Origin of the sequence: Hydrogenophaga sp. Root209 (genome assembly GCF_001428625.1) — a bacterium.
Classification (GTDB): Bacteria; Pseudomonadota; Gammaproteobacteria; order Burkholderiales; family Burkholderiaceae_C; genus Hydrogenophaga.
This window is the reverse complement of sequence record NZ_LMIE01000007.1, coordinates 1-16,682: the sequence shown is the minus strand read 5'-3', so window position 1 is coordinate 16,682 and position 16,682 is coordinate 1. Positions and strand designations below refer to the sequence as shown.

Annotated in this window: 15 protein-coding genes and 1 pseudogene; 11 read left to right on the top strand and 5 right to left on the bottom strand. The window is 65.3% G+C overall.

Translation table 11 applies throughout. The annotated features are described in order from the left end of the window. Positions 1-2: 2 nt before the first annotated feature. From ASE11_RS07515 to hutG, 10 genes are read left to right on the top strand one after another with little or no spacing between them, the layout of a single operon-like run. Complete coding sequence (locus ASE11_RS07515) at positions 3-866, top strand: branched-chain amino acid ABC transporter permease (protein ID WP_056268832.1); 864 nt, start codon at positions 3-5, stop codon at positions 864-866. Positions 867-883: 17 nt separating this feature from the next. Beyond that, positions 884-1,744 carry a branched-chain amino acid ABC transporter permease gene (locus ASE11_RS07510; RefSeq protein WP_056268830.1) on the top strand — a complete coding sequence of 287 codons (861 nt, stop codon included), beginning with the start codon at positions 884-886 and terminating at the stop codon, positions 1,742-1,744. Beyond that, on the top strand, positions 1,741-2,562 hold the full coding sequence (locus ASE11_RS07505; RefSeq protein ID WP_056268828.1) for an ABC transporter ATP-binding protein: 822 nt from the start codon (positions 1,741-1,743) through the stop codon (positions 2,560-2,562). The genes ASE11_RS07510 and ASE11_RS07505 overlap by 4 nt, the downstream gene beginning before the upstream one ends. Beyond that, complete coding sequence (locus ASE11_RS07500; protein WP_056268827.1) at positions 2,555-3,259, top strand: ABC transporter ATP-binding protein; 705 nt, start codon at positions 2,555-2,557, stop codon at positions 3,257-3,259. Before ASE11_RS07505 ends, ASE11_RS07500 begins: the two co-directional genes overlap by 8 nt. A gap of 34 nt (positions 3,260-3,293) precedes the next feature. Beyond that, positions 3,294-4,991, top strand: a complete 1,698-nt coding sequence (gene hutU, locus ASE11_RS07495; RefSeq protein WP_056268825.1) for a urocanate hydratase — start codon at positions 3,294-3,296, stop codon at positions 4,989-4,991. 13 nt (positions 4,992-5,004) lie between these two features. Then, positions 5,005-6,543, top strand: a complete 1,539-nt coding sequence (gene hutH, locus ASE11_RS07490) for a histidine ammonia-lyase (RefSeq protein WP_056268822.1) — start codon at positions 5,005-5,007, stop codon at positions 6,541-6,543. Next, positions 6,540-7,115 carry a HutD family protein gene (locus ASE11_RS07485; protein ID WP_056268820.1) on the top strand — a complete coding sequence of 192 codons (576 nt, stop codon included), beginning with the start codon at positions 6,540-6,542 and terminating at the stop codon, positions 7,113-7,115. Before hutH ends, ASE11_RS07485 begins: the two co-directional genes overlap by 4 nt. Next, positions 7,112-8,365 (top strand): imidazolonepropionase, encoded by a 1,254-nt coding sequence (gene hutI, locus ASE11_RS07480; protein WP_056268818.1) that lies wholly within the window; start codon positions 7,112-7,114, stop codon positions 8,363-8,365. Before ASE11_RS07485 ends, hutI begins: the two co-directional genes overlap by 4 nt. Positions 8,366-8,370: 5 nt before the next feature. Next, positions 8,371-9,762, top strand: coding sequence for a formimidoylglutamate deiminase (locus ASE11_RS07475; RefSeq protein ID WP_056268946.1), 1,392 nt, complete (start codon positions 8,371-8,373; stop codon positions 9,760-9,762). Between the two features lie 8 nt (positions 9,763-9,770). Beyond that, positions 9,771-10,586, top strand: coding sequence for an N-formylglutamate deformylase (gene hutG / locus ASE11_RS07470; RefSeq protein ID WP_056268816.1), 816 nt, complete (start codon positions 9,771-9,773; stop codon positions 10,584-10,586). 420 nt (positions 10,587-11,006) lie between these two features. Here hutG and ASE11_RS07465 read toward each other — a convergent pair whose 3' ends face one another. Both ASE11_RS07465 and ASE11_RS07460 read right to left on the bottom strand, forming a co-directional pair. Then, positions 11,007-12,020 carry a patatin-like phospholipase family protein gene (locus tag ASE11_RS07465; RefSeq protein ID WP_082585604.1) on the bottom strand — a complete coding sequence of 338 codons (1,014 nt, stop codon included), beginning with the start codon at positions 12,018-12,020 and terminating at the stop codon, positions 11,007-11,009. Between the two features lie 17 nt (positions 12,021-12,037). Then, positions 12,038-12,823 carry an SDR family oxidoreductase gene (locus ASE11_RS07460; protein ID WP_056268814.1) on the bottom strand — a complete coding sequence of 262 codons (786 nt, stop codon included), beginning with the start codon at positions 12,821-12,823 and terminating at the stop codon, positions 12,038-12,040. Between the two features lie 104 nt (positions 12,824-12,927). Between ASE11_RS07460 and ASE11_RS07455 the strand changes: the two genes are divergently transcribed. Then, on the top strand, positions 12,928-13,824 hold the full coding sequence (locus ASE11_RS07455) for an AraC family transcriptional regulator (RefSeq protein ID WP_056268813.1): 897 nt from the start codon (positions 12,928-12,930) through the stop codon (positions 13,822-13,824). A 288-nt stretch (positions 13,825-14,112) separates the two neighbouring features. Here the strand turns inward: ASE11_RS07455 and ASE11_RS07450 are convergent, their stop codons facing one another. From ASE11_RS07450 to ASE11_RS07440, 3 genes and pseudogenes are all read right to left on the bottom strand, one after another. Then, positions 14,113-14,874: an SDR family oxidoreductase gene (locus ASE11_RS07450; RefSeq protein ID WP_056268811.1), complete on the bottom strand. Its 762-nt coding sequence runs from the start codon at positions 14,872-14,874 to the stop codon at positions 14,113-14,115. A 152-nt stretch (positions 14,875-15,026) separates the two neighbouring features. Next, entirely contained in the window at positions 15,027-16,460 is a 1,434-nt protein-coding gene (locus ASE11_RS07445) for an aldehyde dehydrogenase family protein (RefSeq protein WP_056268808.1), read from the bottom strand. A gap of 16 nt (positions 16,461-16,476) precedes the next feature. Continuing rightward, a pseudogene (locus tag ASE11_RS07440) lies at positions 16,477-16,682 on the bottom strand (TRAP transporter large permease subunit); the annotation flags it as partial.

Below are 16,682 nucleotides of genomic sequence, written 5' to 3'. Positions count from 1 at the left end.
CCATGCTCGCGATCGAACTCGTCGCGCAAGGCCTGATCCAGGGCAGCATCTACGCCCTCGTGGCGCTGGGGCTCACCCTGGTCTATGGCCTGCTGCGCATCCTCCATGTGGCACACGCGGCGCTGTTCACGCTCGGTGGCTATGTTGGCGTGCTGGTGTGCAACGCCAGCGGCAGCCTTGCCCTGGGCTTTCTTTGCGCGGCCTTGGTTGCGGGTTTCGGGGGCGTGGTCATGTTCCGGCTGGCCTACCAGCCTCTGCTGAGTCAGCCGCCGTACGTGGCACTGATCGCGTCCATCGGGCTCTTCATCGCCTCGGAAGAAGCGTTTCGCATCATCTTCGGCGCACAGGGCATGTCGTTCGCCAACCCTGCGTTGCAACAGCAAATCCCCATCGGGGGCGGACTGCAATTCAAGCTGGCCGAGCTGCTGGTGATGCTCAGCACGGCGGTGATCATCGGCGTCCTGGCCTGGCTGCAAGCGCGCACCCGCGTGGGCATTGCGTGCCAGGCCACGGTCTCGGACCCGCAGATGGCAGAGTCCTTTGGCATTTCGCTGCGTCGGGTGCGTGACATCAACTTCTTCGTGGGTTCGGCGCTGGCGGGATTCGCTGGCGTGTGGGTGGCCTTGCTGAACAATCTGGTCGAGCCGACCATGGGCAGCGTGCCGTCCTACAAGGCCCTGGCAATCATCGTGCTGGGAGGGCTCGGCTCGGTGCCTGGCACGCTGGCCGCCGCCTTGCTGCTCGGTGTCATCGAATCTTTCGGCACGATCTACCTGGGCAACTTCCTGGACCGCAACGCCATCGCGTTCGCTTTCCTGATTGCCGTGTTGATGGTGCGTCCTCAGGGCCTGTTTGCCCGCCGCTGAAGAGGAAGCCACACACCATGAACTACGAAATCTCCCTGCTGACCACCATGGCGATCGCAGTGATGTTCGCCCTCTCGCTCAACCTGATCACGGGTTTCTGCGGTCAGATCAGCCTGGGCCACGCCACCTTTCAAGGGGTCGGAGCTTACGCGGCCGCGATGCTGGGCCAGGCAGGCTGGCCGTTTCTTGCCACCTTGCCTTTGGCGATGATCCTCGCCGGGCTGCTGGGCGTGATCGTTGGTCTGGCCTCGCTGCGCGTGCGCGCCGACTTCCTGGCCATCACCACCATGGGGGTGGGCTTCCTGTTCGTGGGCATTGTTCGACAACAGGACGTGCTGGGCGGGGAGCTGGGCATCTCGTCCATCCCCGACCATGGTCTGGGCCGTGTGGGCTTCATGGCGCTGGCCTTGGTCGTGTGTGCCGCCGTCGCCGCCTTGAGTGTGTACATCAAGCGCAGCTGGATGGGTCGGGTGTTCATCGGCATTGCCGAAGACGAAGACACCATGCGTGTGCTGGGCATCGACGTGCCGCGCTACAAGCTGGCCGCCTTTGCCATGGGCACAGCGCTGGCCGGCCTCTCGGGCGCGTTCTATGCCTACCACCTGAACTTCATCGGAGCCGAGAGCTTTGGCTTCGTGGAGTCCATCACCGTGTTGTCCATGGTGGTCTTCGGTGGCATCGGTTCGGTGCCGGGCGTCATTATTGCGGCCGCTCTGCTGTCGGTGTTGCCGGCCTGGTTCCAGGTGATCGGCGACTACAAGCTGCTGGTCTACGGGGGGTTGCTGTTCCTCATGATGCGTTTCTCTCCTGGTGGCATGACCGGGCTGGCCAAACGCCTTTTCACGGCGAAAGCGCCTGCTCAAGGAGGCCAATCATGAGCAAGTCTCCTGATTCCGGCGCCCCTCTGCTGAAGGTGGATCACGTCACCGTGCGCTTCGGCGGACTGACCGCTGTGGACGATGTGTCTTTCGAAGTTCACGAGGGGGACCTGCTCGGACTTATCGGTCCCAACGGCGCGGGCAAGACCACGATGATGCGCTCCATCATTGGCGTGGTGCAGCCCACGGAGGGCAGCGTGTCACTGGCCGGTGAGTCGCTCAACGGACTGCCGATCCACCAACGCATCCAGCGCGGCATGTCCTTGTCGCAGCAACTGGTCAAACCCCTGCGGGACATCAGCATTGCCGACAACGTCGCCATGGCGGCAGCCAGTGGCAAGACCATCAGTCCGCTGCGCGCCTTGCTCAATGTGTCCACCGAACGGGAGCTGGGGGTGGCCCAGGTCGAACTGGCGCGCGTAGGCATCGCCAGCATGGCGTCGCAGAGACCGGGCATCCAGCCCCTGGGGGTGCTCAAGCGCCTGGAGCTGGCGCGTGCCCTGGCGCTCAAGCCGCGCCTGCTGTTGCTCGACGAACCCCTGGCCGGCCTGAATTCCCAGGAGGCCCACGCCCTTGCAACGACCATCGCCGAGATCAACCAGCTAGGCTTGACCGTCGTGCTGATCGAACACAACCTGGGTGAGGTCATGCGCATCTGTCGGCGCCTGGTCGTGCTGGACAACGGCAAGAAGATTGGTGACGGCGAACCGCGCACCGTGATGGCCGATCCGGTCGTGCGTGCCGCCTACCTGGGTGGCGACACCGTGGGTGCGGCGGCGGCGGGTGCCCATCCCGATTCGGAGGAGCAACATGCTTGACCTCACATCCATTTCCTGCGGCTACGGTGCGTTTCAGGCCGTCCACGGGCTCTCCTTGTCGCTGCGCCCGGGCACCATCACCGGCTTGCTGGGAGCCAATGGCGCTGGCAAGTCGTCCACCTTGATGTGTATCGCCGGGCACGTTCAACGCCAAGGCGGCACCATCCAGCTTGATGGTGAAGACATTTCAGCGATGGGGCCGACCGAGCGTGTGCGCAAGGGCATCGCCATCTCACCCGAGGGCCGGCGGCTGTTCAAAGACCTCAGCGTGGAGGACAACCTGCGCGTGGGCGGCATGGTGCAGCCTGCGCAGGTGTTTGCGCAAGACCGCGACCGTGTGCTGGCGCTGTTCCCGCGCCTGGGCGAGCGATTGAACTCCCTGGCCGGCAACCTGTCGGGCGGTGAACAGCAGATGCTGGCCATTGGTCGTGCGCTCATGACGCGACCGCGCCTCATCATGATCGACGAGCTCTCCCTGGGCCTCATGCCCAAGATCATCGATCTTTGCTACCAGGCGCTCATCCAGTTGCGCAGCGACGGCATGACAGTGTTGCTGGTGGAGCAGAACACCGAGCGCGTGCTGAAGATCGCAGACGACGTCTGCGTCCTGGAGTCCGGCAGCACGGTCTGGCAAGGCACCGCCGAAGCCGCCCGGAATGACCCCCAACTCACCGCAGCCTATCTCGGCCTGCATTGAGCCTCTTTTTCACAGCCCTTTCAGGAGATAAATCATGACCTCCAACAACGACCCTCGTTTCGACCCCACCCGCGTCATCCGCGCCCCTCGCGGCAGCGAACTCAGCTGCAAAAACTGGATCGCCGAAGCCGCCTTCCGCATGATCCAGAACAACCTCGACCCGGAAGTGGCCGAGAACCCGCAGCATCTCGTCGTGTACGGCGGCATCGGCCGCGCGGCGCGCGACTGGGCCTGTTTCGACCAGATCCTCGCTTCGCTGAAAGATCTGAACGACGATGAGACCCTGCTGGTGCAGTCCGGTAAACCTGTCGGGGTTTTCAAGACCCACTCGAACGCGCCGCGCGTCTTGATCGCCAACTCCAACCTGGTGCCCAAGTGGGCCAACTGGGAACACTTCAACGAACTCGACCGCAAGGGTTTGTTCATGTACGGCCAGATGACGGCCGGCAGCTGGATCTACATCGGTAGCCAGGGCATCGTGCAGGGCACGTTCGAGACCTTCGTCGAGGCCGGACGCCAGCACTACAACAACGATCTTTCCGGTAAATGGATTCTGACCGCAGGCCTGGGTGGCATGGGGGGTGCGCAACCCCTGGCCGCCACGCTGGCCGGCGCCTGCTCGCTCAACATCGAATGCCAGCAAAGCAGCATCGAATTCCGACTGCGCACGCGCTACGTGGACAAGCAGGCCAAGGATATCGATGATGCGCTGGCCTTGATTGCCCACCACACGGCGAAAAAAGAGGCCGTGTCCATTGCTCTGCTGGGCAACGCCGCCGACATCCTGCCCGAGCTGGTCAAGCGAGCGAAAGCCGGCGGCATCAAGCCCGACCTGGTGACCGACCAGACCTCCGCCCACGACCTGATCAACGGCTACCTGCCCAGCGGCTGGACCGTGGCGCAGTGGAAAGAAGCCCAGCGCACGCCGGCTCAGCATGCGCAGCTCACCGACGCTGCCGCCAAGAGCTGTGCGGTGCATGTGCAAGCCATGCTCGACTTTCAATCCATGGGCATTCCCACCGTGGACTACGGCAACAACATCCGCCAGGTGGCGTTCGACCAAGGGGTGAAGAACGCCTTCGACTTCCCCGGCTTCGTGCCCGCCTACATTCGTCCGCTGTTCTGCGAGGGCAAGGGGCCGTTCCGCTGGGTGGCACTGTCGGGTGATCCGGAAGACATCTACAAGACCGACGCCAAGATCAAGGAGCTGTTCCCCCACAACCAGCACACCCACCGCTGGCTCGACATGGCCCGCGAGCGCATCGCCTTCCAAGGTCTGCCGGCACGCATTTGCTGGCTGGGTCTGGGTGAGCGCCACCTGGCGGGCCTGGCCTTCAACGAGATGGTGAAGAACGGCGAGCTCAAGGCGCCCATCGTGATTGGTCGTGACCACCTGGACACCGGTTCTGTGGCCAGTCCCAACCGAGAAACTGAGTCCATGATGGACGGCACCGACGCAGTGAGCGACTGGCCGCTGCTCAACGCCCTGCTCAACACCGCAGGCGGCGCGAGCTGGGTCAGCCTGCACCACGGGGGTGGCGTCGGCATGGGCTACTCGCAGCATTCGGGCATGGTCATCGTGGCCGACGGCACCGATGCCGCGGCCGAACGCCTGGCGCGCGTGCTGGTCAACGACTGCGGCTCGGGCGTGATGCGCCACGCCGATGCCGGTTACGAACTGGCGATCGAAACCGCGAAAAAGCAAGGATTGAACCTGCCCATGATCGGCTGAAGCAGGTCACCCCATGAGCACAAGTTTGGTTCTCAACCCTGGCCAGATGACTCTGGCCGCGCTGCGCGCGATCTGGCAAAGCCCGGCGCCCCTGGCGCTGCCCGTCGCCGCGCAGGCGGTGATGGAAACCGCTGCGGCCACCGTCCAGCGCATTGTCGAAAAAGGCGACGCCGCCTATGGGATCAACACCGGTTTTGGCAAGCTCGCCAAGACGCGCATCCCCGATGAACAGCTGGAGCTGCTGCAGCGCAACCTCATCCTGTCCCACTCTGTGGGCACCGGAGAGGCCATGAGCGACGCCACCGTGCGGCTGGTGCTGGTGATGAAGGCGGTGAGCCTGGCGCGCGGGTACTCCGGCGTTCGACCGGTGGTCGTGCACACGATCATGGCCCTGCTCAATGCAGGTATCACGCCGTTGATCCCGATCAAGGGCTCGGTGGGCGCATCGGGCGATCTTGCGCCGTTGTCACACATGACCCTGGCGCTGATAGGTGAAGGCGATGTACGCGTGAACGGCACCGTGATACCCGCCCACCAGGCCCTGAAGGCCGCGCGGATCGAGCCGCTCACGCTCGCTGCCAAAGAAGGTCTGGCGCTGATCAACGGCACGCAGGTGTCCACCGCGCTGGCCTTGCACGGTCTGTTCATGGCCGAGCGCCTGCTGGAAGCCGGCACCGTGACCGGCGCCCTGAGCGTGGACGCGGCCAAGGGCAGCGACGCGCCTTTCGATCCGCGCATCCACGCCGCGCGCGGCCAGCCCGGTCAGATCGCCCTGGCCGCCGTGACACGCGCCCTGCTCGAAGGCAGCGCCATCCGTCGCTCTCACCTGGACAACGACGAGCGCGTGCAAGACCCCTACAGCCTGCGCTGCCAGCCGCAGGTCATGGGCGCCTGCCGCGATCTCATCAGCCAGGCCGCACGCACCCTGCTGATCGAAGCCAACGCGGTGACCGACAACCCGCTCGTCTTCACCGACACGGGCGATGTGCTGTCGGGCGGCAACTTCCACGCCGAGCCGGTGGCCTTCGCCGCCGACACGCTGGCCCTGGCGATCGCCGAAATCGGCGCGATTGCCGAGCGCCGCATCGCGCTGCTGATCGACAGCAGCCTCTCCGGCCTGCCGCCCTTCTTGGTGGACAACCCGGGCCTCAACAGCGGCTTCATGATCGCCCACGTCACGGCGGCCGCCCTGGCGTCGGAGAACAAATCGCTGGCCCATCCAGCCAGCGTGGACAGCCTGCCCACCAGTGCGAACCAGGAGGACCATGTGAGCATGGCCACCTTCGCGGGACGTCGCCTGGCCGAGATGGCCGACAACACGGGCACCATCCTGGCGATCGAATGGCTGGCCGCCGCGCAAGGCGTGGATTTCTTGAAGCCCCTGGCCACCAGTCCACGCTTGGAGAGGGCGCACGCCATGCTGCGTGAACGGGTGCCGTTTTACGACCGCGACCGCCTGTTCGCGCCCGACATCGAAGCCGCCAAGTCGCTGGTGCTCTCGGGCGCGCTCAGCGGGTCACATCAGGACATGTTGGCATCACTGTGGACATGACCAACGTACACCGTTTCAGGCGTGCCGATCTGGTGGCCCAGCCCTGGAAGAACGGGGGTGGCTTGACGCGCGAAATCGTGAGTTGGCCGCCCGGCTCTGGCGTCACCGATTTCGACTGGCGCGTGAGCATCGCGCACATCGCCAGCAGCGGGCCGTTCTCCGCCTTTCCCGGCGTGGACCGCGTGATCACCTTACTCGAAGGTGCTGGCGTGGCGTTGCAATCGGTTGACGGTACGGTCAGCCACCGTCTGGACCAACCCTTGCATCCCTTTGACTTCGCTGGCGAGCGGGTGGTGCAAGCCGATCTGCTCGGCCCGGATTGCCACGATTTCAACGTCATGGTCCGCCGCTCAGCCTGTTCGGCCAGCGTGCAGGTGCTGAGCAGCGCAGCACATTTAACGCAGCAGTCCCACGGCCTGCTGTTTGCCTGCCGCGGACACTGGCACGCCAACGGTCATGTCCTTTTAGCGGACGAGGGGCTGTGGTGGCACGATGAGCCCAGTGCGTGGACGCTGACAGCCCAGAGTGATGACGCTGCCTTGATTGCCGTCCTGATTCAACCGCCCCGATGAACCCATCCTTTCACACCCTGCCGAGCGCCGACGGCCTCTGGACGGCACTGCGCCTGGCCCCTGGCGCCACCGCACTGGAGTCGCCTGCCATGGACGACGCGGTCATCCTGATCGAGGATGGACACATCGCTTTTGTCGGGCCACGCGATCAGCTTCCGATGCTGAAGCCTGGCACACCGGCGCACGATGGCGGGCATGCGCTGGTCACGCCCGGGTTGATCGACTGCCACACCCATCTGGTCTACGGGGGGCAGCGGGCCAACGAATTCGCCATGCGCCTGGGCGGGGCCACCTACGAAGAGGTGGCCAAGGCGGGCGGTGGCATCGTCTCCAGCGTGAAGGCAACGCGCGCGGCGAGCGAAGATGAACTGTTTGCACTGGCCGCGCCGCGCCTGCAATCGCTGCTGAACGAAGGCGTTTGTGCATTCGAAATCAAATCAGGCTACGGTCTGAACCTGGAAACCGAGCGCAAACAATTGCGCGTGGCGCGCCGAGTGGGCGAGGCCTTTGGCGTCACCGTGAAAACCACCTTTCTCGGCGCGCATGCTTTGCCACCCGAGTTCGCGGGGCGCAGCCATGCCTATATCGAGGGGGTCTGCGAAGACATGATGCCCGCGCTCGCGGCCGAAGGCCTGATCGACGCAGTGGACGTCTTCTGCGAAACCATTGGCTTCTCACTGGCCGAGACTGAGCAGGTGTTTCAAGCCGCGCAACGCCTGGGCCTGCCGATCAAGCTGCATGCCGAGCAGTTGTCCGACATGGGTGGTTCGGCATTGGCGGCGCGTTACAACGCGCTTTCGTGTGACCACATCGAACACCTGAGCGCCGGCGGCATCGCCGCGATGAAAGCCAGTGGCACGGTGGCTGTGCTGTTGCCCGGTGCCTATTACTTTCTGCGCGACACGCATCTGCCGCCGATACAGGCGCTGCGGGAGGCGGGCGTGCCCATGGCCGTGGCCACCGACCACAACCCGGGCACCTCGCCCGCGCTCAGCCTGTTGCTCATGCTCAACATGGCCAGCACCCTGTTTCGCCTCACCGTGCCCGAAGCCATGGCTGGCGTGACACACCACGCCGCCCATGCCTTGGGTCTGCAACAGACCCACGGAAGAATCGCGGTCGGCATGCCTGCCAACTTCGTGCTCTGGCCCCTGGGTGAGCTGGCGGAACTCGTTTACTGGCTGGGCCAGCGCCCAGCCTGCCGTGTGGTGCGCCAGGGGCGCATCGCTGTTCAACCGGAGGTGCTGTGAAATCCGTGCAATCGCTGTTTGCCGAACATGCGCTGCTGCCCAGCGGCTGGGCGCGCAACGTTTTGCTGACCTGGAATGAACGAGGGGTGTTGACCTCGGTCACGACTGACGCCCAGGCCAATTCTGGCGCCTCCCGCGCTCTGGGTCCCTTGGTGCCCGGCATGCCCAACCTGCATTCCCACGCCTTCCAACGCGCCTTTGCGGGCCTGACCGAACAGCGCAGCGTTGGCGCGCCCAATGACAGCTTCTGGAGTTGGCGTGAGTTGATGTACCGCTTTGCGGGGGCCATAACGCCCGAGCAATTGCGTCTCATCGCCACCGCTTTGTATGTGGAAATGCTGGAGGCCGGCTACACCAGCGTGTGCGAGTTCCACTACCTGCACCACGAAGCCGATGGTCAGCCATATGCGGATGACGCCACCCTCTCTGCCTGCCTGATCGAAGCGGCTTCGAGCGCGGGCATTGGCCTGACGCTGCTGCCGGTGCTCTACCAGACCAGTGGATTTGGTGGCAAGCCGGCCAACGCCGGCCAACGCCGCTTCCTGCGCTCGACCGACAACATGTTGGCGCTGCTGGAGCGCCTCAAACCGCTTTGCGAATCCCAAGGTGCGCGTCTGGGGCTGGCACCCCATTCGCTGCGCGCGGTACCGCCTGAGGCGCTCACAGAAGCTGTTGCCGGCCTCACCTCGCTGGACGCCACCGCGCCCATCCACATCCACATCGCCGAACAAACGGGCGAGGTGGACGCCTGTCTGGCCTGGAGCGGCCAGCGCCCGGTGCAATGGCTGCTGGATCATGCGCCAGTGGATGAACGCTGGTGCCTGGTGCACGCCACTCACATGACCGCTGAAGAATCTCGGCAGGCTGCGCGCACCGGCGCAGTGGCCGGCATTTGTCCCAGCACCGAGGCCAACCTGGGTGATGGCATTTTTGACAGCGCCAGCTGGCTCGCCGCCACCGGTCGCTGGGGCATCGGGTCGGACAGCCATGCCTGCGTGAACGCGGCCGAGGAACTGATGCAGTTTGAATACAGCCAGCGCCTGGCCTCGCGCGAGCGCAACGTGCTGTCCTCCGAAGCGCAGTCCAGCGTGGCCACCGCCATGACGCTGGCTGCGGTCGCCGGCGGCGCCCAGGTCAGTGGTCGACCCGTGGCCGGCCTGGGGGTTGGACATCGCATGGACGCCGTGGCGCTGGATGCTGGGCACCCGGCTTTGGCCTCGCTGCCTTCGCCCGATTTGATGCTCTCGGCCCATGTCTTCGCAAGCCACCGCACCAGCGCCATTCACACGGTTTGGTCGGGGGGGCGGGTGCGCGTTGAGTCAGGCTACCACCCGCTGGCAGCGCAGACCCAGCGCGCATTCGCCGCCGCACGGCGCACACTGCTCACAACAGCCTGAGGATTGCCATGGTAACGACCGCCCCTCCCCCCTTTGTGTTCCACGCGGGTACCCGGCCCTTGCTGGTATCCATCCCCCACATGGGTACCCATATCCCGCCCGATGTGGCGTCGCGCATGGTGCCCAAGGCACTTGAGGTTCACGACACGGATTGGCACCTGGATCAGCTCTACGGATTCGCGCGCGACATGGGCGCTTCGATCCTGATGGCCACCTATTCGCGCTACGTCATCGACCTCAACCGACCGCCGGATGGCGCCAGCCTGTACCCGGGCCAAAACGTCACCGGACTCTGCCCCGTCGACATGTTCGACCAAACGCCTCTCTATCTGCCCGGGCTGGAGCCCGATGAGGCGGAAGTACAGCGTAGGGTCAGCGCGCATTGGCGCCCCTACCACGATCAACTGGCCACCGAGCTGTCGCGACTTAAAACCGAGCACGGTTGCGCGACGCTGTGGGATGCGCACTCCATTCGCTCCGTAGTGCCGCGCTTCTTTGAAGGGCGGCTGCCCGATCTGAATCTGGGCACGGCCAGTGGCACGAGCTGTGCAGCAGAGCTGGCCGATACGCTGCTGGGGCTGGCGCAGGCAGCGCCGGGCTGCAGCGCGGTGCTCAACGCCCGCTTCAAGGGCGGGCACATCACCCGGCACTACGGCAACCCCGCACTGGGCGTGCATGCGGTTCAGCTGGAGATGGCGCAATGTGTCTATATGGACGAAAGCTGGCCATTTGCCTACCGGCCTGAGCGGGCTGCGTTAATTCAGCCGACGCTACAGCGCATGCTTGAGTCTTTGCTGACCTTCGCAGTTCAGCTTCGCGCCTGAGGATCTTCATGCGTGACTTTGCCGGTACGCTGTACTCGGATGTCCATGACTGAGTCCCCTCGGGCCTTAGGCGGCGCAAATGCTGTGGCAGATGTTTGAGCTCTGCCCGAACCGCCATCGACAACGTCATTTCGGCAAATGGAACGAGCAATAGCCAAGAGGCAAGCGAGACAGCCCGCGTGGCATGGCCGCTTCAGCTCAGCCATTCAATTCCATTCCGCTCGTGCTTAACCGGTTATTCGCGGGGCTTCGGTCACCGCTTGTCGAGTGTCTGGATTCGGAGGCACCGCGGTCGTACAAGCGCGGGCTGTCGAATGCCCGGTAAGAAACGCCTCTGAATTTCGGAGCGCCAAGCTCGAGTGACTCCATCCAGTCTTTAGCGGGTCTCGAAGACAGATGCCAAGTTCGCAGCATCTCCCGTCAGTCGCCAGCAGCCGACGAGCTCATGCGGCTGCCACTGTGATCTTCATGCCCCTTCGAAGCCTGGCAAGCAGAAGCAGGCGTCGGTGAACACAAAGGATCGGCAGCCGTGCTTCGCCAATTCGCCAACGCCCTGCGCGTGGCCCGGTACCCCACATCCATGGCCATCACTTGCGAGGCTCGGTCAGACATGCTGGGAACATCTACAACGGGCGCCACCAACACGTCCGCCTCCGCCATTTCCGGCGCCGCGATCAGGCAGCTTTGGGTATGCATGACTTTGCCAAGCACAGACGGCACGGTCAGCGCGGCGGTTCGGAGGCTCTGGCAGTAGATGTCCACCGCGATGACGACATCAGCACCCATGGCGCGGGCGAAGCGCACCGGTACCAAGCTGGTGACGCCACCGTCGACAAGGCTCCCCCCTGCGTACGACACCGGCAGCTGCACCCCTGGCACAGCAGAAGACGCCTGAATGGCCCGTCCGGCATACCCGTGCGCCAGCAGCAGCGGCTGCCCGCTCTGCAGGTCGGTTGCGACTGCTGCAAAGCGGATGGGGAAGTTCTCGATTCGCGTGTCACCGATGACGGTGTTGACCCAGCTCGCGAGGTTGTCCCCGCGGATGAACCCACCGGACTGCCAGGTGAAGTCGAGCAACGACGACACCTTCACATCAAGGGCGGCCTGCCGAATCTTCTCGACGCTCAAGCCGCTGGCGTAAGCCGCGCCCACCACCGAGCCGGCCGACGTGCCGACAACGATGTCGGGGCGCACTCCGGCTTCTTCGAGTGCCTGCAAGGCACCCACGTGCGCGAACCCGCGCAAGCCGCCCCCGCCCAAGACGAGCGCGACCGTTGGGCGTTTCCCGGGTGCCGCCACCGTGCGGCGCAGCTCCGATAGCGTTTGCGGGTGAAGGCCGGTGGGCGCGGGCGCCTCGGTGGAAGCGCATCCCATCAACAGCAATGCTGCGAGAAACGTAGCCCTCATGCCAGGCGCGTTCAGGTTGGCTTTCATGGTGAGTTGAGCCGACATCAAAGGACGTCAGCGTATTCACGGGCTGTGCCGGCGAACCGCGGGTTGCGCGCAGCCAGCGCCACCGCGTCGGCGCCGGCGGCGTACCGCAGCGTGGGCGCCACATCGTTCACGGCCAACCACACGGCCTCGGCCACATCCTGTTCGCTTGTGACTGCTGCTGACTGCCCCAGCTTGGCGAAGACCGATTGGGCGTAGGACACGTAGGCTTCGGGGACCAAGCCCTGCATGCGCTCGGCACCGTTGGCCGCGAACCGGGTGGTGGGTGCATAGCCGGGTTCAACCAGCTTCACGCGCACGTTGAAGGCCTCCAACTCTAATGCCAGCGACTCGGTGAACCCTTCGATGGCGGCCTTGCTGGCGGTGTAGGCCGCTACCAGTGGCATGGGCGTCAGCGTGGTGCTGGAAGTCACGTTCACCACCACGCCAGCGCGGCGGGCGCGAAACTGCGGCAGCACCGCCTGGGTCATGGCCATGGTGCCGAAAGTGTTGGTGTCAAAAATGTCGCGCACCGTCGCCATGGGTGTTACCTCGAAGGCGCCGAAGAGGCCAAGGCCGGCGTTGTTGACGAGCACGTCGATGGGTCCTGCGGCCTCCAGCGTGCTGGCGATGCTCTCGGGCCGGGTAACGTCCAGCGGCAGCACCTGCAGGCTGGCAGAGGCCGGCAGCAGGTCGGTGCGCGGGACGCGCATCGTGGCCACCACCCTCCATCCTTTTGTGTGGAAGTGGCGCGCGGTTTCGAGGCCGTAGCCGGAAGAGCAGCCAGTGATCAGAACGGTTTTCATGTCAGAAGTCCTTGTGGTTCGGTTGTGGAATGACGCAACGATACCGGTCATGGGTCGGATCTTCTACAATCAATAGTCCACATTTAGTTTGCAGGAGTCCGGCTATGGTCGATCCACTCGCCGATGTCGTTGCGCTGATGCGACCGCGAGCTGTGTTCTCCAAAGTCATCAGCGGGGCTGGCGCCTGGGCCGTGCGCTATTCGGCCTTCGGTCAGCCAAGCTTTTGCACGATGCTGGAGGGGGAATGCGTGCTGGCGGTGGAGCAGCAAGAACCGGTCGCCTTGCACGCGGGGGACTTCGTGTTGATGCCGGCCACGCCTGGGTTCACGCTTTCAAGCCAGGAGCCTGCGGTGCCGGTGTTGCTCGACCCGAAGGACACGCAGAGGTCGGCGGACGAGCTGCGTCATGGGCGGCAGGCCGGGCCGCCCGAGGTCCGCATGCTGGGCGGCTACTTCGAGTTCGACTCACCCGATTCCACGTTGCTGGTCTCGCTGCTGCCGTCGCTGCTGCACGTGTGCGGCATCGAGCGTCTGCCGGTCCTGGTGAAGCTGGTTCGGGAAGAGTCACTCGAAACGCGGCCGGGCCGTGAGCTGGTGCTGGCCCGGCTCGTGGAGCTGCTGCTGATCGAGGCGCTGCGCTCAACCACTGAAGACAGCGCACCGCCTGGTCTGCTGCGCGGGCTGGCCGACGCCCGGATAGCCGTGGGCTTGCGTTTGATGCACGCAGCCCCGGCACGCGCGTGGACGGTGGACGCACTGGCCAGGGAGGCCGCGCTGTCCCGCTCGACTTTCTTCGAACGGTTTTCGCGCGCCGTGGGTCTTCCGCCCATGGAGTACCTGCTGGCGTGGCGCATGGCTCTGGCCAAGGACCTGCTGGGCCGCAGTGGTGTGGCCATCGCCGACGTGGCCGAGCGGGTGGGCTACAGCTCGGCCAGCACGTTCAGCACTGCGTTCAGCCGCCATGTTGGACTGCCTCCCGGTCGGTATGCGCGTCAGCAATAGCGGGTGACCTGATCTAGTCTTTCATCGCTCCAGGTCTGCTCGGGTTCAGCTGCGCCATTTCACTGCATGTAGGGCAGTTCGTTTGGTGACAGGCTGCGAATACACGTCTTCCAGTACCCGGTCTTTAATGCATAGCCGTCCCCCAGAGCTCCGGCAGTCGAATGTCAGGTGCTGAGCGCCTCCGCCCTTTGGGGCACCGAAATCGGACGGCTCCACCCAGTCTCAAGCCGACCCCGCCACGCCGAGCCCACAGTCAGATCGTGCCCCGCAGTTGGCTCCGAAAAAACCTCAGACGCAGCGTGCCCCGTCCACTTCCAGGCAGGCGCCCGAGATGAAGGCGGCCTCGCTGCTGGCGAGGTAGAGCACAGCGTTGGCCACGTCCAGCGACGTGGAGAACCGGCCCAGCGGAATGGTGGAGCGGAACTTGTTCAAGCGCTCTTCGGTGAGCTCGCCACCCGCGAACGAAGGACCCAGCGTGGTGAACGGGTTCATCACCGGGTTGATGCAGTTCACGCGGATGTTGTCCGGTCCCAGTTCGGCCGCGAGCGACTTGCTGGTGGTGATGACCGCACCCTTCGAGCCGTTGTACCAGGTCAGCCCCGGCCGGGGGCGCACGCCGGCGGTGGAGGCGATGTTGATGAAGCTGCCGCCGCCGTTGCGTTTGAGCGCCGGCACGGCGTGCACGGTGGCCAGGTAGATGCTCTTGACGTTGACCGCGTAGCAGCGGTCGAAATCGTCCTCGCTCACGTCCAGCGCGGGCTGGTTGCGGTGCGTCCAGCCGGCGTTGTTGACCATCACGTCCAGTTTGCCGTGGCGCTCGAGCGTGGCCTCCACCAGTGCTTTCACGTCGGCCGATTTCGTCACGTCACCGGCGACGAAGGATGCGCGTCCGCCCGCGGCCACGATGGCGGCGGCCACGCGTTCGCCGTTGGCCGTGTCGATGTCGTTCACGATGACCTGGGCGCCTTCTTCGGCCAGGCGCTGGGCAATGCCCTCGCCGAAGCCGCTGCCTGCGCCGGTGACGATGATGGAAAGATCTTTGACTCGCATGGTGGTGAACTCCGTTGAATAGGGGAAACCGGTCTGGGTTGCAGAAACGTCTGGGTGCCTGGGTCGCCGTCCAGAGGTGCCGCAGATCCGGCTTTGCCGGTCTGCTGGCATCGCCCCCCTTGGGGGGGTGACGCCGAAGGCGGCGCGGGGGGTCATCCGTGTTTGATGGCCACGGTCTTGAGGGTGGTGAATCCGTACAGGGCCTCGAAGCCCTTTTCGCGTCCGTGGCCCGACGACTTGACGCCGCCAAACGGCAGCTCCACGCCGCCGCCCGCGCCGTAGTTGTTGACGAAGACCTGGCCAGCACGCACGCGTCTGGCCATGCGGAACTGGCGCCCGCCGTCGCGCGTCCACACGCCGGCCACCAGGCCAAAGGGCGTGGCGTTGGCGAGCTGCACGGCGTGGTCTTCGTCGTCAAACACCATGGACGACAGCACCGGGCCGAACACTTCTTCCTGCGCCAGGCGGTGGTCCACCGGCACATCGCGCAGCAAGGTGGGCGCAGCGTAGAAGCCACTGGCGGCGGCTTCGTCCACCACGCGGCCTTGCGCCACGGTGGCGATGCCGTCGGCCCGGGCCTGGTCCAGGAAGCCGCGCACGCGCTCCTGCTGGCTCTGGCGGATCAACGGGCCCAGGTCCAGGTTCATGGCCGGTGGGCCGGCGCGCAGCGCCGTGAAGCGCTCGCCCAGGCGTTCCAGCAGGGGCTCGTACAGCGAGCGCTCCACCAGCAGGCGCGAGCCGGCGCTGCAGGTCTGGCCGCTGTTCTGCACGATGGCATTGACGATGAAGGGCAGGGCGGCGTCGACATCGGCGTCGGCAAACACGATCTGCGGGCCCTTGCCACCCAGCTCCAGCGTGACCGGGCAGTGGCGTTCGGCCGCGGCCTGCTGGATCAGCGTGCCCACGCGCGGGCTGCCGGTGAAGCTGATGTGGTCGATGCCCGGGTGGCGCGCCAGCGCGTCGCCCACCTCGTGGCCGTAGCCGGTGACGATGTTGATGCAGCCGGCCGGAAAGCCGGCCTCCACCGCCAGTTCGGCCACGCGCAGCAGCGACAGGCAGGCGTCTTCGGACGGTTTGACCACGCACACATTGCCGGCCGCCAGCGCGCCGCCCACGCAGCGTCCAAAGATCTGCATCGGGTAGTTCCAGGGCACCACGTGGCCGGTCACCCCGTGCGGTTCGCGCCAGGTGAGCACGCTGTAGCCGTCGAGGTAGGGAATGGTGTCGCCGTGCAGCTTGTCGCCGGCACCGGCGTAGAACTCGAAGTAGCGCACCAGCGCGAGCGCGTCGGCCTTGGCCTGTGCCACCGGCTTGCCGCAGTCGCGCTGTTCGATGGCGGCGAGTTCGTCGGCGTGCTCGGCCACTTTCTGGCTCAGCTTCATGAGCAGGCGCCCGCGCTCGGCGGCGGTGGTGCGCGCCCAGGTGCGCTCGAAACATTCGCGCGCGGCGCGCACGGCGGCGTCGATGTCGGCGGCGTTGCTGCGCTCGATGGTGTCAAAGGCCTGGCCGTCGGCCGGGTCGATGACCGGCAGCGTCTGGCCCGAGGCCGAGCGCACGGCGGTGTTGGCGATGTGGTTCAGTGCCATGGGTGTTCCTTTGCGTTCATTGAGGGCCGATGCTGGGGCCGATCGCGGGCTCGACCACCGGCGGCTTGGCAAACACCGCGTCGCGCAAGGCGAGCGAGATCGAAGGCAGGTAGGTGATGAGGGYCAGGCAGCCCATGATGACCAGCACGAAAGGCAGCAGGTGGCCCACGATGCGGTCCAGCGAGATCTTCGCCACCGTGCAGGCCGCGAAGAGGTTCACGC